At 65.5% G+C, this 22,494-nt stretch carries 20 protein-coding genes and 1 tRNA gene; 10 read left to right on the forward strand and 11 right to left on the reverse strand.

Features of this window, described 5'->3' with window-relative positions:
* Positions 1 to 24 precede the first annotated feature (24 nt).
* From guaB to AC07UX_RS01300, 4 genes are all read left to right on the forward strand, one after another.
* A complete protein-coding gene (guaB, locus tag AC07UX_RS01285) occupies positions 25 to 1,482 on the forward strand; it encodes an IMP dehydrogenase (protein WP_495190223.1) in 1,458 nt (485 codons plus the stop codon).
* Between the two features lie 144 nt (positions 1,483 to 1,626).
* Entirely contained in the window at positions 1,627 to 2,802 is a 1,176-nt protein-coding gene (locus tag AC07UX_RS01290; RefSeq protein WP_495190224.1) for an RsmB/NOP family class I SAM-dependent RNA methyltransferase, read from the forward strand.
* 77 nt (positions 2,803 to 2,879) lie between these two features.
* Complete coding sequence (locus tag AC07UX_RS01295) at positions 2,880 to 3,401, forward strand: tetratricopeptide repeat protein (RefSeq protein ID WP_495190225.1); 522 nt, start codon at positions 2,880 to 2,882, stop codon at positions 3,399 to 3,401.
* Positions 3,402 to 3,665: 264 nt separating this feature from the next.
* The gene (locus AC07UX_RS01300) at positions 3,666 to 4,817 is read left to right on the forward strand and encodes a JmjC domain-containing protein (RefSeq protein WP_495190226.1); all 1,152 of its coding nucleotides are present in this window, start codon (positions 3,666 to 3,668) and stop codon (positions 4,815 to 4,817) included.
* 185 nt (positions 4,818 to 5,002) lie between these two features.
* Here AC07UX_RS01300 and AC07UX_RS01305 read toward each other — a convergent pair whose 3' ends face one another.
* The 5 genes from AC07UX_RS01305 to AC07UX_RS01325 form a co-directional block, all read right to left on the reverse strand.
* Positions 5,003 to 5,554 (reverse strand): pseudouridine synthase, encoded by a 552-nt coding sequence (locus AC07UX_RS01305; RefSeq protein ID WP_495190227.1) that lies wholly within the window; start codon positions 5,552 to 5,554, stop codon positions 5,003 to 5,005.
* An 89-nt stretch (positions 5,555 to 5,643) separates the two neighbouring features.
* A complete protein-coding gene (rsmA, locus tag AC07UX_RS01310) occupies positions 5,644 to 6,480 on the reverse strand; it encodes a 16S rRNA (adenine(1518)-N(6)/adenine(1519)-N(6))-dimethyltransferase RsmA (protein ID WP_495190228.1) in 837 nt (278 codons plus the stop codon).
* Positions 6,473 to 7,468 (reverse strand): 4-hydroxythreonine-4-phosphate dehydrogenase PdxA, encoded by a 996-nt coding sequence (pdxA, locus tag AC07UX_RS01315; RefSeq protein WP_495190229.1) that lies wholly within the window; start codon positions 7,466 to 7,468, stop codon positions 6,473 to 6,475. Before pdxA ends, rsmA begins: the two co-directional genes overlap by 8 nt.
* A 4-nt stretch (positions 7,469 to 7,472) precedes the next feature.
* Positions 7,473 to 8,858, reverse strand: coding sequence for a peptidylprolyl isomerase (locus tag AC07UX_RS01320; RefSeq protein WP_495190230.1), 1,386 nt, complete (start codon positions 8,856 to 8,858; stop codon positions 7,473 to 7,475).
* Positions 8,859 to 8,944: 86 nt separating this feature from the next.
* A complete protein-coding gene (locus tag AC07UX_RS01325; protein WP_495190231.1) occupies positions 8,945 to 11,194 on the reverse strand; it encodes an LPS-assembly protein LptD in 2,250 nt (749 codons plus the stop codon).
* Positions 11,195 to 11,382: 188 nt separating this feature from the next.
* Here AC07UX_RS01325 and AC07UX_RS01330 point away from each other — a divergent pair, with 188 nt between their 5' ends.
* The 3 genes from AC07UX_RS01330 (at position 11,383) to ndk (ending at position 14,041) form a co-directional block, all read left to right on the forward strand.
* Positions 11,383 to 12,828, forward strand: coding sequence for a leucyl aminopeptidase (locus tag AC07UX_RS01330; protein ID WP_495190232.1), 1,446 nt, complete (start codon positions 11,383 to 11,385; stop codon positions 12,826 to 12,828).
* Positions 12,828 to 13,265, forward strand: a complete 438-nt coding sequence (locus tag AC07UX_RS01335) for a DNA polymerase III subunit chi (RefSeq protein ID WP_495190233.1) — start codon at positions 12,828 to 12,830, stop codon at positions 13,263 to 13,265. Before AC07UX_RS01330 ends, AC07UX_RS01335 begins: the two co-directional genes overlap by 1 nt.
* Positions 13,266 to 13,618: 353 nt before the next feature.
* A complete protein-coding gene (gene ndk, locus AC07UX_RS01340; RefSeq protein ID WP_093010670.1) occupies positions 13,619 to 14,041 on the forward strand; it encodes a nucleoside-diphosphate kinase in 423 nt (140 codons plus the stop codon).
* A gap of 92 nt (positions 14,042 to 14,133) precedes the next feature.
* Here ndk and AC07UX_RS01345 read toward each other — a convergent pair whose 3' ends face one another.
* From AC07UX_RS01345 to AC07UX_RS01355, 3 genes are all read right to left on the reverse strand, one after another.
* The gene (locus tag AC07UX_RS01345) at positions 14,134 to 14,979 is read right to left on the reverse strand and encodes a sulfite exporter TauE/SafE family protein (protein WP_495190234.1); all 846 of its coding nucleotides are present in this window, start codon (positions 14,977 to 14,979) and stop codon (positions 14,134 to 14,136) included.
* A gap of 99 nt (positions 14,980 to 15,078) precedes the next feature.
* Complete coding sequence (locus tag AC07UX_RS01350; protein WP_495190235.1) at positions 15,079 to 15,732, reverse strand: hypothetical protein; 654 nt, start codon at positions 15,730 to 15,732, stop codon at positions 15,079 to 15,081.
* 4 nt (positions 15,733 to 15,736) lie between these two features.
* Positions 15,737 to 16,411, reverse strand: a complete 675-nt coding sequence (locus tag AC07UX_RS01355) for a glutathione S-transferase family protein (RefSeq protein ID WP_495190236.1) — start codon at positions 16,409 to 16,411, stop codon at positions 15,737 to 15,739.
* A gap of 127 nt (positions 16,412 to 16,538) precedes the next feature.
* Here AC07UX_RS01355 and AC07UX_RS01360 point away from each other — a divergent pair, with 127 nt between their 5' ends.
* Both AC07UX_RS01360 and AC07UX_RS01365 read left to right on the forward strand, forming a co-directional pair.
* Positions 16,539 to 17,216: a response regulator transcription factor gene (locus AC07UX_RS01360; RefSeq protein ID WP_495190237.1), complete on the forward strand. Its 678-nt coding sequence runs from the start codon at positions 16,539 to 16,541 to the stop codon at positions 17,214 to 17,216.
* A complete protein-coding gene (locus AC07UX_RS01365; RefSeq protein WP_495190238.1) occupies positions 17,213 to 18,553 on the forward strand; it encodes a sensor histidine kinase in 1,341 nt (446 codons plus the stop codon). Before AC07UX_RS01360 ends, AC07UX_RS01365 begins: the two co-directional genes overlap by 4 nt.
* 122 nt (positions 18,554 to 18,675) lie before the next feature.
* On the opposite strand, the gene AC07UX_RS01370 is transcribed toward AC07UX_RS01365, so the two are convergent.
* The 3 genes from AC07UX_RS01370 to AC07UX_RS01380 form a co-directional block, all read right to left on the reverse strand.
* The gene (locus tag AC07UX_RS01370) at positions 18,676 to 21,225 is read right to left on the reverse strand and encodes a TonB-dependent receptor (RefSeq protein ID WP_495190239.1); all 2,550 of its coding nucleotides are present in this window, start codon (positions 21,223 to 21,225) and stop codon (positions 18,676 to 18,678) included.
* 118 nt (positions 21,226 to 21,343) lie between these two features.
* Positions 21,344 to 21,538 (reverse strand): hypothetical protein, encoded by a 195-nt coding sequence (locus AC07UX_RS01375; RefSeq protein WP_495190240.1) that lies wholly within the window; start codon positions 21,536 to 21,538, stop codon positions 21,344 to 21,346.
* A gap of 39 nt (positions 21,539 to 21,577) precedes the next feature.
* Positions 21,578 to 21,651: transfer RNA gene (locus tag AC07UX_RS01380), tRNA-Cys, on the reverse strand.
* A 201-nt stretch (positions 21,652 to 21,852) separates the two neighbouring features.
* Here AC07UX_RS01380 and AC07UX_RS01385 point away from each other — a divergent pair.
* Positions 21,853 to 22,485 carry a protein-L-isoaspartate O-methyltransferase family protein gene (locus AC07UX_RS01385; protein ID WP_495190241.1) on the forward strand — a complete coding sequence of 211 codons (633 nt, stop codon included), beginning with the start codon at positions 21,853 to 21,855 and terminating at the stop codon, positions 22,483 to 22,485.
* Positions 22,486 to 22,494: the final 9 nt, after the last annotated feature.

Raw genomic sequence — 22,494 nt, forward strand, 5'->3', positions numbered from 1 at the left:
GCACAGTAGAAAGTGGCTTTTTCCATGGACATCCGCCTTGGCCTCACCTTTGACGACGTGCTGTTGCAGCCCGCCGAATCCGATGTGCTGCCCAGCCAGGCGGATACGTCCACCTATGTGACCAAGGCGATCAAGCTGAACATTCCGATCCTGTCGTCCGCGATGGACACGGTGACGGAGGCCGACATGGCGATCGTGATGGCGCAGCTGGGCGGGATCGGCGTGCTGCATCGCAACCTGACGGTTGAGGAACAGGCCGACGCGGTGCGCGCGGTCAAGCGCTTCGAAAGCGGCATGGTGGTCAACCCGATCACTATCCTGCCCACCGCCACGCTGGCCGACGCGCAGATGCTGATGCAGCGGCACAAGATCAGCGGCATTCCGGTGGTGGAGCAGAGCGGCAAGCTGGTCGGCATATTGACGCACCGCGACACCCGCTTCGCCGAAAACCCGAACCAGCCCGTCAGCGAACTGATGACGAAGGACAATCTGGCCACGGTCAAGGTCGGCGTGGGTCAGGAAGAGGCGCAGCGCCTGTTGCATGCACGCCGGATCGAAAAGCTGCTGGTGGTGGACGACGCCTATCATTGCGTGGGTCTGATCACGGTCAAGGATATCGAGAAGGCGGTCACTTACCCGCAGGCGACCAAGGACGGCACCGGCCGCCTGCGCGTCGCCGCCGCCTCCACCGTGGGGGACAAGGGGCTGGAGCGCAGCAAGGCGCTGATCGACGCGGAATGCGACCTGATCGTCATCGACACCGCCCACGGCCACAGCCGCCAGGTCGCGGTCGCGGTGGAAGCGGTGAAGAAGCTGTCCAACCATGTCCAGGTGGTGGCGGGCAATGTCGCCACGGCCGAGGCGACCAAGGCGCTGATCGGCGCGGGCGCGGATTGCGTGAAGGTCGGCATCGGGCCGGGTTCCATCTGCACCACGCGCGTCGTCGCGGGCGTGGGCGTGCCGCAGCTGACCGCCGTGATGGATTCGGCCGAGGAAGCGCACAAGCATGGCGTGCCGGTAATCGCCGACGGGGGCCTGCGCACGTCGGGTGACGTGGCGAAGGCTTTGGCGGCAGGCGCGGGCTGCGTCATGGTCGGGTCGCTGCTGGCGGGCACGGCCGAAGCGCCGGGCGAGACGTTCCTGTATCAGGGCCGCGCGTACAAGAGCTATCGCGGCATGGGCAGCGTCGGTGCGATGGCGCGCGGCAGCGCCGACCGCTATTTCCAGGCTGATATCAAGGACCAGATGAAGCTGGTGCCCGAAGGGATTGAAGGCCAGGTGCCGTTCAAGGGCCCGGCCAAGGATGTCATTCACCAGCTGGTCGGCGGTGTGAAGGCGGCGATGGGCTATACCGGCAGTGCCACGATCAAGGATTTGCAGGAACGCGCGCGTTTCGTGCAGATTACCAATGCGGGGCTTTCGGAAAGCCATGTGCATGATGTGACGATCACGCGCGAAGCGCCCAATTATCCGACGCGCTGAAGCGTTTCTGAATTCCCCTCCCTGCCAGGGAGAGGTTAGGGGTGGGCGCGAGCGTAGCGCGCGACTATCCCGGCGGTTGCAGGCGCCGCTGTCGTGGCGCACCCACCCCCGGCCCCTCCCGACCAGGGAGGGGGGAAGGTATGAATGACACCCTCTGCCCGCATACAGGCCGCTATCGATCTGCTCGACGCCATCATCGCGTCGGCGCGCGATGGCGGGCCGGCGGCCGATACGCTGATCGCGCGCTATTTCAAGGAACGGCGCTATGCCGGGTCGCGCGATCGGCGCGCGGTGCGCGATCATGTGTATGACGCGATCCGTCGCGCGGCCGAGCGGCCGGAGACGGGGCGCGAGGCGATGATCGGCGTGGCGCTGGACCGGCCGGACGTCGCGGCCTTGTTCGACGGATCGACCCATGCGCCACTGCCGATCGAACCGGGCGAACTGGGCGCGCAAGCTGGCGCGGTCCCGGCATGGGTGCAGCCCTTGCTGGCCGCGCCGGTGGAGCAGGATGCGCTGCTGGGCCGGGCGCCGGTGGATGTGCGCGTGAACCGGTTGAAGGCCGATCCCGCGGCCATCGCGCCGATGTTGCCCGACGCCTTGGCGATTGCGGGGCTGGACGACGGGCTGCGCCTGCCCGAAGGCTATCCGATCGAGCAGCAGGCCGCTTGGGCCGACGGGCTGGTCGAGGTGCAGGATGCAGGGAGCCAGTGGATATCGGCCGCCTGTGGCGCGCAGCCGGGGATGACGGTGGTGGACCTGTGCGCGGGCGCGGGCGGCAAGACGCTGGCGCTGGCTGCGGCGATGCAGGGCAAGGGCATATTGATTGCGGCCGATACGATCCGGTCGCGGCTGGCCCGGCTGGAGCCGCGCGCGGCGCGGGCGGGCGCGACGTTCATAGAGACGCTGCTGCTGGACCAGAGCCACGAAGCGCGGGGCCTTGAGAGCCTGCGCGGCAAGGCGGACGTGGTGCTGGTCGATGCGCCCTGTTCGGGCACCGGCACCTGGCGGCGCAACCCGGAAGCGCGCTGGCGGCTGACGCAGGTGCGGCTTGACCGGCTGGTCGCCGAACAGGCGCGCATCCTTGATTTTGCGGCACCCTTGCTGGCGCCGGGCGGGCTGCTGGTCTATGCGACCTGTGCGCTGACCGAGCGCGAAGGGCGGGGGCAGGTGGATGCCTTCCTGCGCCGTCATGAAGGCTGGAGCGCCGAGCCGATCGCCCTGCCGGTGGGGCGTGCCCATGGCGCCGGGCTGCTGCTGACGCCGGGACATGACGGCAGCGACGGCTTCTTCTTTGCGCGACTGCGCCGGGGGGCGTGAAACAGGCCATGGACAAGCGCCCGCAAAATAGCGACACTTGGTCCGAATTAACGCCTGAAACATGGCTGGAGATAGTAATGCGTTTTACCCCCGCTTCGATCGCGCTTGCCGTCGTTCTGACCACTGTGTCGAGCGTGGGGCTGAGCCAGAAGCCCGACAGCCAGATCAGCCCGCAGTCGGTGGAATGGCAGAAGGCCGGCGAGGCCGCGCGCAAGGCCGGCAATCTGGAAGGCGCCAATGACGCGCTGGAAAGCGCGCTGGCGATCGATCCGCGCAACCGCGCCGCCTTTGTCGAACTGGCCGAGGTCGCGCGCGCGCAGGGGCTTCAGGGCAAGGCGATCCGGCTCTACAAGGAAGCGTTGCTGCTGGACCCGACCGATATCGTGGCACTTGCCGGTCAGGGTGAGGCCATGGTCGAGAAGGGCGCGATCGCCAGGGCGAAGGAAGTGCTGACGCAGGCGCAGGCCGTGTGCAAGGGCGACTGTGCGCCAGTCGGCAAGCTGGCCGCCGCGATCCAGAAGGGGCCGCCAGCCGTTGCGATGACGACCGCGAAGGACGCGGATCCTGCGGCCAAGAAGGCGCCGACCCAGACGCCGTAACGACGCGCGGGCATTGAAGGTCCTGAACGCTCATAACCCCCGTTCGCCCTGAGCCGATCGAACCCTGTGCTGAGCGACTGCTGCAAGCAGTCAGTCGAAGGGGCTGATCTTTCTCGCCAGATCGCAAGGAAGAAGAGCGGGGTTCGACAAGCTCGGCCCGTACGGGTGGGTGGAGGTCGCTCTGCGCTTTGACTTCGCCGTCGGGGCGGGGCAAGGCCGGGGTGACGGGCGCATGAGGCGCGCCGATCGCTGGCGAGATGTTCCATGACCTTCACCGACTTCGACGTCGATTTGTTCCTGCGCGACTATTGGCAGAAGAAGCCCCTGCTGATCCGCAATCCATGGCAGCATTGGGTCAATCCGGTGGAGCCGGACGAACTGGCGGCGCTGGCATGCGAGGAGGGCGTCGAATCGCGGCTGATCGGGCGGACGGACGGGCGCTGGAGCGTCGAACATGGACCGCTCCCCGAAGATCGCTTCGGGCATATGGGGGCCGCGCCCTGGACGCTGCTGGTGCAGGCGGTGGACATGCATGTGCCCGATGTCGCGGCGCTGATCGCGCCCTTTCGCTTCGTGCCCAACTGGCGGATCGACGATGTGATGGTCAGCTATGCCACCGACGGCGGCGGCGTGGGCGCCCATTATGACCAATATGACGTGTTCCTGATCCAGGGGCTGGGCCGGCGGCGCTGGCGCGTGGGGCAGCGTTGCGATGCGGACACGCCCTTGTTGGTGCAGGAGGATCTGCGCCTGCTCGCCGCGTTCGAACAGACGGACGAGTGGGTGCTGGAGCCGGGCGACATCCTTTATGTGCCACCTGGGATCGCCCATGATGGCGTGGCGGTCGGCGACGATTGCATGACCTATTCGGTCGGTTTCCGGGCGCCCGCACGGAGCGAGCTGGTCGAGCAATTTTGCGCCCATGTCGTCGGCGAAATGGAGGAAGATGATCGCTATGCCGACCCGGACCTGACCGTACAGGCCAATCCGGGCGAAATCGGCGCGGCGGCGCTCCAGCGGTTGCAGGCGATGGTGATGGATGCGGTGCGCGATCCGGCCGCCTTTGCCCGCTGGTTCGGGGCCTATAGCAGCGAGCGCAAATATCCCGAACTGGATTTCCGACCGGACGAGCCAATCGCGGCCGAGGATGTCCGCGAACTGGTGGGGGACGGCGTGGCACTGTGCCGCAATCCGGCGAGCCGCTTTGCGTATGTGGCGCAGGGGGAAGGGGCGCTGACGCTGTTCGTGGATGGACAGGCGCAGGATTGCGACGGAGCGGCGGCGGCGCTGGCCGCGATATTATGCGCGGACGACAGGCTGGTGGTCGATCCTGCGCTGATCGAGGATGGAGCGGCGATGGCGCTGATCGTGACGTTGTTCAATGAAGGCTGTGTCAGCTTCGACCCGGAGGACTGAGCGATCCGCACGCGGCTGAGCATTTGCGCGAAGAAGACGCGCTTTGCGTCCGAAGAAGCGGCGCTGGCGGTGGCGTTGCGGGCGGATGTGCCGTTGCGGTCCTATCGCTGCGACCGGTGTCGGCAATTTCATCTGACCAGCCGGACCAAGGGGAAACGGGTGCCGCGCATCTTGATCGGTGGCGATCAGCCGACCTGAACTTCCCTCCACTCGCCAGGTCGCAGGCCGTCCAGCGACCAGTCGCCGATGCGCCAGCGGATGAGGCGCAGCGTGGGATGGCCGACAGCGGCAGTCATGCGGCGGACCTGGCGGTTGCGGCCTTCGCGGATGGTGAGGCTGATCCAGCTGTCGGGGATGCTCTTGCGCACGCGGATCGGCGGGGTGCGCGGCCAGATGTCCGGCGCGTCGATGCGTTCGACATCGGCCGGGCGGGTGAGGCCGTCCTTCAGGTCCACGCCCCGGCGCAACGCGGCGAGCGCGTCGTCCGTCACTTCGCCTTCGACCTGCGCCAGATAGGTTTTGGCGGTCTTGTATTTGGGATCGGCGATGCGCGATTGCAGGCGGCCGTCGTCGGTCAGCAGCAGCAGCCCTTCGCTGTCGCGGTCGAGCCGGCCGGCGGGATAGACACCGGGGACGGCGATGCAGTCGGACAGGGTCGCGCGCGCGGTGTCGGTGCCGCGATCGGTGAATTGCGAGAGCATGTCATAGGGTTTGTTGAACAGGATCAGGCGGGGCATGGGCTATCCAGACTATGCTTCGATACGAGCCTTCGACAAGCTCAGTCTCTACTCAGCACAAACGGATTGGCTGAATAAAGGATGGTTTCTTAGCGGCTCAGTATGTGGGCGACGGCGACGAATTCCTCGACGCTGACCGTTTCGGCGCGGCGTTGGGGGTCGATGCCGATCTGCTCCAGCGCGTCGAGCGCGCCGGGGAGGCCCTTGAGGCTCTGGCGCAGCATCTTGCGGCGCTGGCCGAAGGCGGCGGCGGTGAGGCGTTCGAGAAATTTAAGCTGTACGCCGTCGGGCGCAGGCTTTGGCGTGATGTGGACGACCGCCGACATGACTTTGGGCGGCGGCGTGAAGGCGCTGCGGTGGACCTTCATCGCGATCTTCGCGTCGCTGCGCCATTGGGACAGGACGGCGAGGCGGCCATAATGGTCGGTGCCAGGCCCGGCGACGATGCGTTCGGCCACTTCCATCTGGAACATGAGGGTCAGGCTCTGCCACCAGGGAAGCGGGGACCACGCCGCCGAGAGCCAGCCGACCAGCAAGGGCGTGCCGACATTATAGGGCAGGTTGGCGATGATGTGCGCGCCTTCACCTGCCTCGGCACGGGCGTCGACCTGCATCGCGTCGCCGGAAAGGACGCGCAACTGGCCGGGAAAGGCCTCCTCCAGTTCGGCAAGCGCCGGGAGGCAGCGACGGTCGCGCTCGACCGCGACGAGGCGGGCGCCAGCGCGCAAGATGGCGCGGGTCAGGCCGCCAGGGCCGGGGCCGACCTCGAACGCCGGCGCGTCTTTCAATGGGCCGGGGATGGCGGCAATGCGATCGAGCAACTGTTCGTCGAGCAGGAAATTCTGGCCGAGCGCCTTGCTGGCGGCAAGGCCATGGCGCGCGATCACGTCTCTGAGGGGCGGCAGGGCCGGGCGGGTGTCAGCCATAAGCGATGCGGGCGCGGGCGGCTTCGGCCGCCATCTTGAGCGCGGCGATCATCGCGCCGGGATTGGCGCTGTCGGTGCCGGCGATGCCGAAGGCGGTGCCATGGTCGGGCGAGGTGCGCACGATCGGCAGGCCCAGCGTGATATTGACGCCATCGTCGAAATTCAGCGTCTTGATCGGGATCAGCGCCTGATCGTGATACATGCACAGCGCCGCGTCATAGGTTTCGCGGGCGCGGGCGTGGAACATGCCGTCGGCTGCAAGTGGGCCGACTATGTCCAGCCCTTCGGCGCGCAGCGAATCGATCGCGGGGCGGATGACGTCGATCTCTTCCCGGCCCAGCGCGCCATTTTCGCCGGCATGGGGGTTGAGGCCGGCGACGGCCAGACGCGGGCGGGCGATGCCGAAATTGCGTTGCAGCCCCTTGACCGTGGTCAGCGCGCGGGCGCGGATCAGGTCGATGGTGAGGACGGAGGGCACATCGGCCAAGGCGATATGGATGGTGATCGGCACGACCTTCAGCGACGGCCCGGCCAGCATCATCACCGCATTATGGGCCGACACGCCGCAGCGTTCCGCAACGAATTCGGTCTGGCCCGGATGGGTGAAGCCCACGCCATATAGCTGTTCCTTGCCCACCGGGGCGGTGACGATGCCGGCGGCCGACCCCTGCCGCGCCAGACCGACCGACACTTCGAGCGCCTGGAAGGCGGTGCGGGCGCCATCGATGCTGGGCGTGCCCGGCACGATGTCTCCCGCGTCCGCGACCTGAAGGCAGGGCAGCGCCCTGTCGAAGACCGAGGCGGCTTCTTCCGGCGATCCGATCGATGCGATCGGTCCCAGCCAGACGGCGCGCAGCGATGCCGCGTCGCCCACCGCGAAGAAAGGCGGCAGGCCGCGCGCTTCGCGCATCACCCAGCTTTTCGCGACGATCTCCGGCCCGATCCCGGCGGGATCGCCCAGCGACACCGCGAAGGGTGCGAGAGGCAAGGCGTCAGTTATATTCGATCACCGCATCGCGACGAAGGTCGCGCAGGTAGATGCGCGCGCGCTTGTTGACACGTTCCTCTTCCAGCTGCGCCATGATCTGTTCGGCATTGGGCGCATTGGCCGAGGCAGGCTCGTCACGGCCGCAGACTACCAGGACGCGGACGCCATCGTTGATCGAGCCGAAGGGCGGCGTGGATTCACCGACCTGAAGGTTGACCAGAATGTCCTGCAACTGCGGCGGCAGGTCGCGCACCTTCACATTGTCGTTGTCGACGACGTCGGCGCCGATTTTCTGGCCGACCTCATTGGCCTGGCCGCAGCCCTTGATATCCTTGATCGCGGCGGCGAAGGCGGCGGCCTTGGCGCTGGCCTGCTCCTTGCTCGTGCCCTTGGGGAAAAGGACCGACAGCTGTTTGAGGCTGAGCAGCGAATCGCGCGGATCGGCGGTCAGCACCTTGCGCTTGTCCATCAGATAGAGCAGCGACACGCCGCCGGCGACCGGGATCGGGCCGGCAATCTGGCCGACCTGCATTTCCGATGCCGCCTGTGCCAGTTCGTTCGGCAACTGCGCCGGGCGGACCCAGCCGAGGTCGCCGCCGACCGCCGCCGTGGAGGCTTCGGAAAACTGGCGGGCATAGGCCTGGAAGCTGCCACCCTGCTGGATCTGCTGGATGATGTTGCGCGCGTTGGCGATGATCTGTGCCTGATTTTCCGGCGTCGCCGACAGGTAGATTTCACCGACGCGAAATTCGTCGCTGCCCTTGGACGCATTCAGCCGGTCGACGACCGACTTCACTTCATCTTCAGACACGTTGACGAAGGGCTGGATGTTGCGCCGTTGCAGGCGGCTCCAGGCCAGTTCGCCCTCGATCTGGCGCTTGATGCTGGCGGCCGAGCTGCCCTTTTCGCGCAGATAGGCGTCGAATTGGGTGGGCGACTGGCGGAAATTGGCCGCGACGCGCTCGTAGCTCTGGTTGATTTCGGCCGGGTCGATCTTGATGTCGTTGGCGGCGGCTTCCTGAATCTGGAGCGTTTCGTCGATCAGGTTGCGCAGCACCTGCACGCGCAGCCGCTCCTTTTCCTCCGCTTCCACCTTGCCGCCATTGGCGGTGATGATGAGGGCGAGACGCTGGTCGATGTCGGTGCCGGTGATGATCCGGTTGTTGACGATCGCGGTCGCCTTGCGGACGTTGGGGTCGCTCTTGCCAAAGACGGTGACGTCCTTTGGCAGGTTCAACTGCTGGCTGGCGACGTTGCCGTCATCATCGACCGTCTGGGCGACGACCGGCTGGACGCCGGCGCCAAGCAGCGCAGTGGACAGGAGCAAGGTGCGAAAGCCCAAGCGAACGCCATGGAACAGGCTGTTGGGCGAGGAAACGACAGGCAGCATCGTCGGCAAAAATCTCCAATACGAACCTGCGCATGATGCGCGGGTCCGCCTTAACCGGCCCTGACGGGGATGCAGGAGCCTGTTCCTTATATACCAATATTGCGGAAAGCTAGACGTAGCTGGAAGCCATTGCCCTTTCGCGCGTCGCCATTGGTCTGGTAACTGCGCACCCAGGTGAAGCCCAGGGTAAGGCAATCATCCTCATAAGCGAAGCCCAGGCGATGGCGGACGGGTTCGAATCCGTCGGCTTGCGTGACCGGATCTTCCCTGGCGCCGGTCAGGTCGATGACGGTCGAGCCGAAGACGGACCAGAAGCGCGCGAACTGGGCGCGGGCGCCCAGGCGGATTTCCTCGCGGTCCTGCAAATCCTCCAGCCCCGAACTGATATTGCGGTTGAGCCGCAGATAGCCCGCCATGACATAGGTGTTCTTGCTGCCGATGGTCGTGTCGATCTCGTTCCGGCGGACCGACAGATTGTCCTTGTCCAGCCGGTAGCGGTGGGTCAGCGCGATGAAATCCTTGTAGCGCACGGTGGTGCGGCCCACGATGTCGGACGTGCGGTCGGACAGGCCGGTGCCGTCGGGCAGAATGCTTTCGCGGCTGTCGAGGCGATAGCTTTGGCCGACGATGCTCTGGAGCGAGAAATTGGGCAGGTCGAGGCTATATTCGAGGCCGTAGGTGACGCGCGAACTATCTTCGAACCGGTCGTAGCCGGCGAAGCGGTTGAGCGCGAAGAGATTGCTGTCCTCCAGATCGACGGCGCGGGCGTCTTCATTGGGGAGCGAGAGGTTCGCGATCTTGGGCGAGGCGACGATCTGGACGCGCGGGGCGATGCGCTGGACGCCGCCGAACGCTTCACCCACGAAGGGCCAGCGCATGTCGATGGCTGCCGCCGCGATGCCGCGCGATTGCCAGCCCGGATCGCCGGCATAGCTGACCACCGAGGTCAGGCCATTGTCGCTGCTGTGATAGACGTCGCCGCGCAGATAGCCGGTAAAGGTCACTTCCTGGCCAAGGCCGGTCAGCTTGCGCAGATTCCATTCGGCCCCGACGAAGGCGCGCTGCGTATCCTGGCCATGGGTGCGGGTGATGGCGAGGGTGTTCGCCTGCAATTGCAGGACGCCGCCCAGCAGCGGGTCGGCGATCCGGCGGCGATAGTCGATGAGGGGGAGCGCGATCGGCGTCTGACCCTGCGAATCGCCCTGGCGCAGAGTCTGGACCGCCCAGCCGCGAATCGACAGATAGCTGTTTTCGTCGATCCGTTGCGCACCGATGGTCGAGCGCAGGCGATCTTCCCGGCTGATGTCGTAGCGGCGCAGGAAGGTGCGGTCGGTGGCGACGCGGATAGACCCGTCCAGGCTCCATTCGGGCGACAGCTGCATCTTGCCGCTGGCGTCGATATAGCCGCGAATATCCTTTTCCGCGTCGGGCGATACGGCGTCGCTACCGATGCCGACGCGCCGGCCATAGGTGGCGTAACCAGTGATGGTGTAGGCGCCGCGATCATAGAGATGGCGGTAATTGGCCTCCAGCATCGGCAGGACGCCCGTATAGACGTGCGGCGTGATGGTGACGTCGCGATTGGGCGCCAGCTTGAAATAATAGGGCAACGCCGCTTCGAAGCCGTTATTGCGGTCGTAGCGCAGATTGGGGACGAGCAGGCCGCTGCCGCCGCCTTCGCCCACCGGATGCGACAGGCCGGGCAGCGGAATGAGCGGCAGGCCGAACAATTCGATATTGGCGTTGGTGTAGGTGACGCGCTCTCGCGTCGGGTCGTAAACGACCTTGATCGCGTTGATCTGCCAGGTCGGTTCCTTGGGACAGCCGTCGCTATCCTCCACCGCGCAGCCGGTATAGGTGGCGCGATTGAGCGTATAGACGCCATTGACCCGCGTGCCCTTGACCGAGGCGAGCCGGCCGCCCGACTGAAGCACCAGCAGCATATTGTCGACCGCGCCGTCCTTGAGCGTATCGGTGACGTCGAACCGGTCGCCATAGGCGACATTGCCGTCGGCATCGATGATCGAGACATTGCCCTGCGCCTCCACCTTGCCGCTGGTGCGGTCCCACACGACCTTGTCCGCGCGCAGCCGGTTGCCTTCGCGCAACAGCTGGACATTGCCGTTGGCGGTCACGACCTCGCTATTGCTGTCATATTGCAGCGCATCGGCGGCAAAACCGATCTGGTCGTCATTGCCGGGTGTCGGCGCGTCGGGCGCGCTGATCGGCGTGGCGGGCTCGTTCAGCTGTTGTGCCAACAGGTCCGGCGCGGCGCCAAGCGCAGCGGTGCCCAGCAGGGCGGCGCGGAAGGAAAGGGAGAATAGGGCGTTTTGCAAGCAGTGGTGCCTCAATAGACAGGCGCATCAGGCTGACCCGCCTATCGCACACAAGCCGTGTCGGCAATCGCCCGTCTTGCATTGGCCATGGGAAAATCGGTCGAACGGCTTTGCCAGACGGGGAAAGCCGCACTATCTGGCAGACAAGAGCGGTGCGCGCCGCATCAGACAAGAGGAAAAGAGCCCCGATGGATATCCAGTTCAGCCCGACCCGCCCCGAAGCCGACACGCTGGCCTTCGTCGTGCCCAAGGGGGGATTCGATGCCCTGCCGCTGGACGCAGCGCCCGTTCTGGCGGCCGGTGCCACCGCGTCGCGCTTCACCGGCGAGACGGGCACGAGCTTCGAAAGCTTCGTCGAGGAAGGCGGCAAGACGGTGCGCGTGCTGTTGCTGGGCGTGGGCGCCGGCAGCGAGCAGGATTATGAAAAGGCCGGTGCGGCGCTGACCGCCAAACTGAACACCAGCGGCGCAGGGCATGCCGCCGTCGAATTTGTCGGCGGGGCGAGCGCCGAGCAGACGGCGCATCTGGCGCTGGGCGTAGAATTGCGCGGCTGGCGGATCGACACCTATCGCACGCGCCAAGCCGAAAAGGCCAAGCCGACGTTGAAGACGGTCACGCTGGTCGCGACCGGCGTGGAAGAGGCCTGGGACAAGCTGTCGGCGGTCGCGGCGGGCGTGGCCTTCACCCGCGAACTGGTGTCGGAGCCGGCGAACATCCTCTATCCCGAAAGCTTTGTGCAACGCTGCCAGCATCTGGCCGACCTCGGCATCAAGATCACCGTGCTGGACAAGGCAGCGATGGAAGCGCTGGGCATGGGATCGCTGCTGGGCGTGGCGCAGGGGTCCGTGCGCGAAGCGCGCCTGCTGGCGATGGAATGGGACGGCACCGGCGGCACGTCGGACAAGCCGGTCGTCTTCGTCGGCAAGGGCGTGACGTTCGACACGGGCGGCATTTCCATCAAGCCGGCGGCCGGCATGGAAGACATGAAGTGGGACATGGGCGGCGCGGGCGCGGTCGCCGGCGCCATGAAGGCGCTGGCCGGGCGCAAGGCGAAGGCGCATGTCGTGGGCATTTGCGGCCTGGTCGAGAATATGCCCGACGGCAATGCGCAGCGCCCCGGCGATATCGTAACGTCCCTGTCGGGCCAGACGATCGAGGTACTGAACACCGACGCCGAAGGGCGGCTGGTGCTGTGCGATGCGCTGACCTGGGCACAGCGCACCTACAAGCCGGAGGTGATCGTCGATCTGGCCACGCTGACCGGCGCGATCATCGTGTCGCTGGGCACGGAATATGCGGGCATCTTTTCCAACGACGACGGTCTGGCGAGCGACCTGATGGCGGCGGGCCAGTCGGCGGGCGATCCGCTGTGGCGCTTCCCGCTGTCGCCGGCCTATGACAAGCTGATCGACAGCCCGATCGCCGACATGAAGAATATCGGCCCGCGCTTCGGCGGGTCGATCACCGCCGCGCAATTTTTGAAGCGCTTCATCGAGGACGGCGTGAAATGGGCGCATCTCGACATTGCCGGCATGGTGTGGGCCGACAAGCCCGGCGCGACATGGGACAAGGGCGCGACCGGCTATGGCGTGCGCCTGATCGACCGGTTCGTGGCGGACAAATTTGAAGGCTGATGCAGGTCGATTTCTACCAGTTGAGCCGCGATCCCGTGGACCAGGTGCTGCCCGCGATCGCGGCGCGCATCCTGGGGCTGGGCGCGCGGCTGCTGGTGGTGGCGCGGGAGGATGAGCGGCTGGAGCGGATTTCCGCCGGGCTTTGGGCGGGGGCGCCCGAAAGCTTTCTGGCCCATGGCCGGGCGGGCGCGGGCGGCGAGGCGCATCAGCCGATCCTGCTGAGTGCGGCGTGCGATGCGGCCAATGGCGCGCGGCATATCGCGCTGGCCGACGGGGTGTGGCGCGAAGAGGCGCTCGGGTTCGAGCGGGCTTTCTACTTCTTCGACGCCGACACGATCGAGGGCGCGCGAGCGAGTTGGCGGGCGCTGAGCAAGGCGGATGGCATAGAGCCGCGCTTCTGGCGGCAGGATGGCCGCAAATGGGTTCAAGGGCCTTGAGCGGGTAGAGATGTAGCAGCAGATATCGTCCACTACGGCCATTTCAGCTTGGCCCATAGCCGTCACCCCAGCGAAGGCTGGGGTCTCAGGCGGCAGTATAATGAGGGTAGCGGGCTGGCGCTATCCGTTGACGCAGCATAGCCATGCCTGAGATGCCAACCTTCGCTGGCATGACGGCATTTTTTCGGGCAGCCGACCGTAGCTTAGTCACCCATTCACGCCATCTGTCATCCAAGGGCGTGACCCAAACACCCCCTCGCTCCACGCACATAAGCGAAGCCTCTTGCGGCCCGGCCCGGCCGCGTCTAAAGGCCGCGCAACTTTATTCCCAACAATCTGGAGTTTCGAGGGCCATGGCCGTCACGCGCACCTTTTCGATCATCAAGCCCGACGCGACCCGTCGCAACCTGACCGGTGCGGTCGCCAAGATGCTGGAGGAGGCGGGCCTTCGCATCGTCGCTTCCAAGCGCATCCGCATGAGCCGCGAACAGGCCGAAGGCTTCTATGCCGTTCACAAGGAACGCCCCTTCTTCGCCGACCTGGTCGCCTTCATGATTTCCGGCCCGGTCGTCGTCCAGGTTCTGGAAGGTGAAGATGCCGTGAAGCGCAACCGCGACATCATGGGCGCCACCAACCCCGCCAACGCCGACGCCGGCACCATCCGCAAGGAACTGGCCGAATCGATCGAAGCCAATTCGGTCCATGGTTCGGACAGCGAAGAAAATGCCGCGATCGAAATCGCCTATTTCTTCAAGCCGGAAGAAATCGTCGGCTGATCGCCGATCGTCCCGATGGACGTGGAAAGGCCCGGCGCTCCGATGGAGCGGCCGGGCTTTTTTGCGTTTTGCGCCAACGGGTGGCGGGATAGCTAATGTGGTTGGATTGGTGCGGGGGCTTCGACCTTGACCGGGTCGGGCGTGCGGGCCTTGACGAACAATTGCCATGAGGACAGCGCCAGCACGGCGGCGAGCAGCGGTTGCAGCACCTTGTCGGGGGCGTAGGAGGCGAGATAGCTGCCTGCGATCACGCCGGGGATGGAGCCGATCAGCAGGTTCATGAGCAATATGCCGTTGACGTCGCCCATCAACCAGTGGCCGGTGCCGGCGATCAGCGCCAGCGGCACGGCATGGGCGATGTCGGAGCCGACGATGCGGGCGACCGGCAGGCGCGGATAGAGGATGAGCAGGACCGTCACGCCGATCGCGCCGGCCCCGACCGAGGAAAGCGACACGGCCACGCCGATCAGCGCGCCCAAAGCCGTGGTGCCGTAGAGGGTGGTGGCCGCCGAATGGGTGGCGCCAAGATCGCCGCGATGGCGGAACAGCCATTTGCGGCCGATGACCGCCACCGACGTCAACGCCAGCAGCGATGCGAGCGAAACCAGGATGATATGCTCGGTCGATTTGCCGACATCGCCGATCCATCCAAGGACGACCAACGTGACCAGTGCGGCCGGGACGCTGCCTGCCGCCATGCGCCGCACGATCGGCCATTCGATGGTGTCGCGCTTGCCATGGACGGTGGACCCCACGATCTTGGTCAGGGCGGCAAAGAGCAGGTCGGTGCCCACGGCGGTCTTGGCACTGACGCCGAACATCAGCACGAGCAGCGGCGTCATCAGCGATCCGCCGCCGACGCCCGTCACGCCCACCAGCACCCCGACCAGCAGACCGGCCACGGCATGGAAGAGGTCGATCGATCCCATCAGGCTCATGGCGCCCGTCTTGTCCTTATCATGTCCAACCCTGCCCGCGGCCTTCCACCCGTTTCACGGGCGTAACACAAGCGGGTTTCGGGTTTCAGGGCGTGAACTTCAGCTTTTGGTGAGGCGTGCCCAGCGGGCATCGGCGCTGGCCTGGGCGGCGTTGGCCTTGAGCGTTCCGACCCGCGATATGCCGCGTAGCGTCAGGCTGTGCCCCGCGATCCAGCCGCCCTTGATGCCATAGCCGATATCGTAGAGCGCCACATTGTCATGCGCATCGCCGCCCACCATGAATCGGGTGGTGATGACGACCGGCAGCCGTTCATCGCCCACGCTGTCGTCGGGCAGCTTCGCCCTGGCCCGCGCTTTTTTGAGCGCGCTTTCGAACCAGCCGGCCTCGATCCGCGGGTCGCCGGTGGTATCGACCGGCGCGATGCCGAGCGCGCGGGGGAAGAGGATGGTCTGGCTCTGGATCAGCTGGTCGGGATCGGCGGGTTTCAGTGCGATCCGATCATCCTTCACCGATTCGGCGTTCAGCACCAGAATGGCGGCGCGGCTGGACGCCTTGCGGCTTTCTGCCGCCTTGTCCGCGCGCTCGTCCTTCTTGTCCGCCCAGTTGAGATAGAGGGTGAGGGCGGAGATGGAGACGGCCAGCACCGCCAGCACTTCGCCCAGCGTGATCCAGCGGCGGCGAATCGCGGCGGCTTCCGCCGCGCGCACCTCTTTTGGGGTCTCTGCTTTTGGGGGCTCCGGCGTGTCGCTCATGGCGTTACACCGCCTGCGGGGGGATTTCGAACCGGTCGATCACCCAGTCCTCCGCCTGGGCGCCGCCGATCCATTCCTGCATCCAGGGATGGGCTATGACGGCGCGCATATAGGCCTCGGCAAAGCGGGCCACGGGCAGCTGATAGGTGATGAGGCGGGTGACGACGGGCGCGAACATCAGGTCGGCCGCGCCGAAGGCCCCGAACAGGAAGTCGCCTTCGCCGCCATGACGCGCGCGCGCCTGCGCCCAAAGCTGCATGAGGCGGGCGAGATCCTGCGCCACCGCGTCCGACGGGGGCGTGGCGGGGTAGATTTGCCGGATGTTCATGCTGTGCTCGCGGCGCAGGGCGGCAAAGCTGCTGTGCATTTCGGCGGCCATGGATCGGGCCATGGCGCGGGCGGCGGGATCGGTCGGCCAGAACAGGTCGCCATCCGTCTTTTCATTGAGATATTCGACGATGGCCAGGCTGTCCCACACGACGACATCGTCGCCATCCCACAGGATCGGCACCTTGCCGGAGGAGGGGGCGAACTCGTCGCCTTCCCGCCGCTTCTCCCACGCCTCGTCATAGAGGGGGACGACGACTTCCTCGAAGGGGAGGGCGGAGAGTTTGCAGGCCAGCCAACCGCGCAGGGACCAGCTCGAATAGGCCTTGTTGCCAATGAACAGCTTCATCATGCGTCCTTCTTAGACGTGTGACCGGCGACAAGTCGAGAAGGAAGGCTGTTGCGGGATGGTCATCGGGGGAAGGGGGGACTATCCTGACGATGACAGTCACGCGCTTGGAATCGGACCGGTATATTTGATGGGCTTGCATGTTCTTCTGGCCGAGGATGACAGGCAGTTGCAGCGGCAGCTGGCCGATCAATTGACGCAGTTCGGGCATCAGGTGGAAACCGCCGACGACGGGCTGGGTGCGCTGGCGATCGTGGGCCAGAAGGCGTTCGATATCGTCATCCTGGACTGGATGATGCCGGGCGTGGACGGGATCACCGTGCTGCGCCAGTTGCGCGAGGGGGGCATGAACGTGCCCGTGCTGATGCTGACCGCGCTGGGGCAGGTGTTCGACAAGGTCGAGGGGTTCGACGCGGGGGCGGACGATTATGTGGTGAAGCCGGTCGATCCGCTGGAATTGAACGCGCGGGTCAATGCGCTGGTGCGCGCCCGCCGCACGACCGACCAGCCATCCGACACGGTGCGCGCCGGGGATATCACCATCAGCCCGTCGCGCCTGCGCGCCTGGCGGAACGGCCGGCCGCTGAACCTGTCGCAGACCGAGTTCAAGCTGTTGCTGGAGCTGGCGCGCAATGCCGGCACGATCGTGACGCGGCCGATGCTGATCGAGCGGATATGGGGGCTGGACTTCATGCCGACGACCAATCTGGTCGATGCGCATATCCGCCATTTGCGGGTGAAGCTGACCGAGCATGGCGACGATCCGATCGGTACGCAGCGCGGCATGGGCTATCTGCTGCGCGCATGAGGTGGCGTCCGCAATCGCTGCGCGGGCTGACCATCGCTTTTCTCGCCCTGTTCCTGACCGTGACGCTGGCGGCGGGGCTGGGCACTTTCTTTGCGACGCTGTCGATGGTGACGGCGCTGGTGGACGAGCGGGTCGAGGCGGAAAGCCATGCCATCGCCCCGGTCGGCGCGTCGTTCGACCAGGCGGAATGGCAGGCGCGGATCGCCGATATGGCGCGGGAGCGCGACACGGCCGACCTTGGCATGTTGCTGACCGATGCGCAGGGGCGGCGGATTGCGGGGAATGTCCGCTTCACCCGACCGTTGCCGCTGGGCTTTTCCACGCTCGACCGGCGCGACCGGATCGAGGGGCTGAGCGCCGGCCGCGTGCTGGTGCGCGACCTAGGACAGGGGGTGCGGCTGGCGGTGTTCGCAGAAACCGAGCCGATCGACGATTATTTCGCGATGCGGCGGCGCATCTACATTGCAGGCTTCGGGGCGATCGTGGTCGTCGTGCTGGCCGGGCTGCTGCTGTTCCGGCGGCTGATCGGCGAGCGGATCGAGCAGATGCGCCTGACCGCCGAATCGATCATCGACGGCGATATCGCCCGTCGGGTGCCGCTGGTCGGGGATGGCGGCGAGTTCGATCGGCAGGCCGGCGCGCTGAACCGCATGCTGGATCGCATGGGCCAGCTGATGGCCGAGGTGCGCAACGTGTCGAACGATATCTCGCACGAATTGCGCACGCCGCTGGCGCGGTTGCGCGGCGAGTTGGCGCTGCTGGAACGGCGGGATGTGGCAGAGCCGGTGCGCGAGGCGCTGCAACTGGCGATCGGGCAGGCAGACGATCTGCTCGCCATGTTCGGCGCGATGTTGCGCATTGCCGAAATCGAAAGCGGTGCGCGCCGGGCCGGTTTCCGGCCGATCGCGCTGGACCAGCTGGTGGAGGAGATGGTCGAGATGGTCCGGCCGGTGGCGGCGGAGAAGGACCAGCGCATCGCCATCATCCTGAACGAACCGGCGTCGTTGGAGGGCGACCGGCAATTGCTGTCGCAGATGCTGGTCAACCTGTTGGAAAATGCGGTGCGCCACACGCCGGTCGGGGCGGATGTGCGGGTGTCGCTGGAGCAGGCGAATTCGGGGATCAGGCTGGCGATCGCGGACAATGGTCCGGGCATCGCGCCGGATCAGAGGGTGCTGGCGATGCGCCGTTTCGGCCGAACCGATGCCAGCCGGCATAGCAAGGGCCATGGGTTGGGGCTGCCGCTGGCCGATGCGATCGTGCGGCTGCATCGCGGGATTTTGGTGCTGGAGGATGCAGGGCCGGGCCTGCATATCGTCATGACCTTTCCCACATGAAAAACCGGCGTGGCGGCAGGCCGCCACGCCGGTTCAGTTTGATCTGCTGATCCTGGGGGATCAGCCTTTCGTCGTCCGCATTTTGCGAGCCGTCAGCTGTGCCAGCTGACGGCAAAAATGCTTTAGAATTTGAAGCTGGCTTCCACCCCGTAGGTGCGCGGCGCGTTGAAGTTGCCATAGTCGCCCAGCACGTTGGCGATGCTGCCCGTGGTCACGCTGCTGGTCGGGGCGGCCGGCAGGCTGTTCGACGGGTCGCGGCGGAACACATATTGTTCGTTGAACAGGTTGCGGCCCCACAGGCTGAGCGTCAGGCTGCGACCGTCGCCGGCTTCGATATCCGCCAGCGAGACGCGGCCGTTGAAGATCAGCGAGCTGTCATTCTTCGTGGCGAACTGGTCGAAGGCCTGGGTGGCCTGCGAATAATTGCCGTCGAAATGGAATTTCAGCTTCGTGTCGCCGCCGCCGACCGGCACGGCATAGTCGATCGACCCGCTGGCGGCGTTGCGCGGCGTGAACACGATGTAGAAATTCTGATAGACGCTGGTCGATGCACCCGACGTATCCGTGGCGGTGATCAGCACCGGCGGGATCTTCGTATAGGTGTAGGCGTAGGAGGCGTTCAGCGTCAGCCCTTCGATCGGGTTCACGGTCAGGTCCGCCTCGATCCCGCGGATCTTGGTGGTGCCGGGCGCATTGATCGTGACCAGGTTGTTGAAGCTGCTGGAGCCGACGAACTGGATGGAGCTGATGTCCACCTGGCTGTCCTTGCGATCCATGATGTAGCCGGCCAGATTGAAGCGGGCGCGGTTGTTCCAGAAGTCCGACTTCAGGCCGACCTCATAGGACTTCACGTCTTCGGGATCGAAGGCCTGATAGTTGGACGTGCGCGAGCTGGCGCCGCCGGCGCGATAGCCGGTTGCATATTTCGCATAGACGTGCAGGTCGTCGCTGACGTCATAGGCGATCGTGGCCATCGGGTTGAAGCGGTTCCAGCTGGCATCGAGCGGCTGATAGCCGACGCCGGTCAGGTAGGCGGCGGTGGCGGTGTCGTAACTCACGTTGCGCGAATAATGCAGCACGCCCTTCTTCTTGTCGTGCGTGTAGCGGCCGCCGACGGTGATGTGCAGCGCGTCGGTGGCGTTCCAGGTCAGCTGGCCATAGCCGGCATAGCTTTTCGACCAGACTTCCGAAGCGCGATCGATCGAGCAGCCATTGACCGCCGTGCCGACGAAGGCCGGGGTGGACGCAGTGCAGAAGGGGATGGCGACATAATTATAGCCGGTGATGGCGCCAGCCGCGTTGCGGATAGCGACCGCGCCCATCGAGCTGGGGGTGGCGGCGTCATCGCTGACATGCTCGTTGAAATAGAACAGGCCCGCGACATAATCGATATTGCCGACGGTGCCGACAGCCTGCAATTCCTGGCTGAACTGGCGCTGGCGCAGGTCGGCGAGGCTGTAGCGGCTGAAGGCGCAGGGGGCGGCGGCGGTGCAGCCGGCAGCGGTGCTGCCAAGGGCCGGGCTGACCAGCGGCGGACGGTGGGCGCCACCGCTATTGTCCCACTGCGTCGCGTCCACGCCGCGCCATGCGGTGATGGAGCGCAGCTCGATCTGCGGCGACACTTCCCACTTCAGCATGTTGGTGAAGCCGTGGGTCTTGTCGACGCTGACCTGCTGCGGCACGCCGATATCGGCCTCGCTCATGCGGCTGTCGCCGTTCACCACCACGGCGGGCATCAACGATTTGACCGGACCGCCGGTCAGGTTGGTGTAGGCGGTGCCGGGCAGGGTGCAGGCGGCTTGCGAAGCCTGGGTGCCGGTGCCGCAGCCATTGGGATTATAGTTCAGCAGCTGGCTGTAGAAGGGCGTATTTTCGTCCTTCGCGACATCATAGGAAAAGTCGTTGGTGATGCTGCTGGTCGGCTGCCAGCGGACCGCGGCGCGCAGGCCCTTGCGGTTATAATAGTTGAAGCCGGCCTGACCCTCCATCGGATTTTTGGTCGTGGCGTCCTGATGCTGGATCACGCCGTCCAGCTTGATCGAGAAGCCGGCGATCGAGGGCAGGTTGATATGGGCATTGGCGTTGCGGCCGCCATAATTGCCCGCGCCCGCCTCCACGCGGCCGCCCCATTCCCCGGTCGGCGCCTTGCTTACGATGCTGAGCGCGCCGCCTTCGGTATTGCGGCCGAACAGGGTGCCCTGCGGACCTTTGAGCACTTCGACGCGCTCGACATCGAACAGCGCGGCATTAAGGCCGTGCTGGCGACCCATGTAAACGCCGTCAACATAGATGCCGACGCCCTGTTCGCGGGCGGGCTGGTTGGCGTCGAGCGGCACGATGCCGCGAATGCCGATGGTGAGCGCGGACTGGCGCGCTTCGAAGGTGGCGATGCGCAAGCTGGGCACGGCGCCGTCGGCCAGATCATAAAGGCTGGAAACGTGGCGATCCTTGAGCGCCTCCGTGCTCATCACCGCCATGGAGATCGGGGTTTCTTGAAGGTTCGTTTCGCGCTTGGTCGCTGTGACGACGATTTCGCCCAGGCCAGTGTCACCCGGCGCGTCGGCGGCGGCGGTCGCGTCCGGCGTGGCGGCCTGCGCAAAGGCTGCCGATGCGTTCAGGCAAGCAAGGGCGGCTCCGGCGAGCAACGTCGCCCGAGTGAATCGGTTTAACATGATGAAAACAATCCCTTTTTCAACGTTTATTCTGGCGTCGAAAGGGCTGATATGGCGCTATCAAGACAGTTGGATGCAAGATTGAAGACAGGCGCGACGGCAGACCTTCATCTTCACATCATTTAAGCTGCATGTGCCTGATTTGCAGATATTTTGTCGACGCCGACCAAGCAAAAAATAATTTTGCGGCAGCAAAAACCCGACATCGATAGCGATAGCATGCAGCAAGCGGACGGCGCAGGGCAAGGGGCAAATCCTGCCCTGCCATCATTTGCGGGCGCGACTCCAGCGAGCCGGCACGCCCGGCGTTCAAAGGTGATGCGGATGATCGTCGCCGCCACGCGGACATAGATGGAGGCCCGAGCCGGAATCGAACCGGCGTGCAAGGATTTGCAGTCCTCTGCGTCACCACTCCGCCATCGGGCCTCGGCGTGGGACGCCGCAAATGTGCGGCTTTGGATGCAAAGTCAAGCCGCCACTGTCGTCATCGTGTCAAGAATCTTGCGTGATACCGCGCAAAGCCGCTTGGCGCGGGGCGCATGCTGATTTAGAGGTCCGATGACATCCTTAGTGTATTGCATTGCCAATACAGTTGTGCCAATCCCTCTGGATCAAGCGAGAACTATCGTGACCGAGCAGAATTATTCTTCGATGCGGACCGCCATGGTCGAGAGCCAGTTGCGTACCAGCGACGTCGATGATCAGCGAGTGATCGCCGCGATGGCGAAGGTGCCGCGCGAAGAATTCGTGCCGGCGCAGCGCCGGGCCATGGCCTATGTCGACCGGCCGATTCCGCTGACGGGCGATCGTTCGCTCAATCCGCCGCTGGTGACCGGTCGCCTGCTGACCGAGGCGCAGATCGCACCGGGCGACAAGGTGCTGCTGATCGGCGCAGCCACCGGCTATGCCGCCGCGCTGCTGGTCGAACTGGGCGCGCAGGTCACGGCGGTCGAGGAAGAAAGCGGGCCGGAGATCGGAGTCGATGGCGTGACCGTCGTGCGCGGCGCGCTGAATGCCGGCGCGGCCGATGGCGCGCCCTATGATGTGCTTTTCATCGACGGCGCGGTGGAGGAAGTCCCCGCAACGCTCGTTCAGCAGCTTGCCGAGGACGCCCGCGTGGTGACGGGCGTCGCGGATCGCGGCGTCACGCGCCTGAGCAGCGGCCGGGTGGTCGCTGGCGCGCTGGGCCTGAACAGCGTGGTCGATATCGAGATGGTGGTGTTGCCGGGGTTCGGCGCACCGAAGGCTTTTGTGTTCTAAAATATGATG

This window comes from Sphingobium sp. GW821-FHT02B05 (assembly GCF_059421905.1).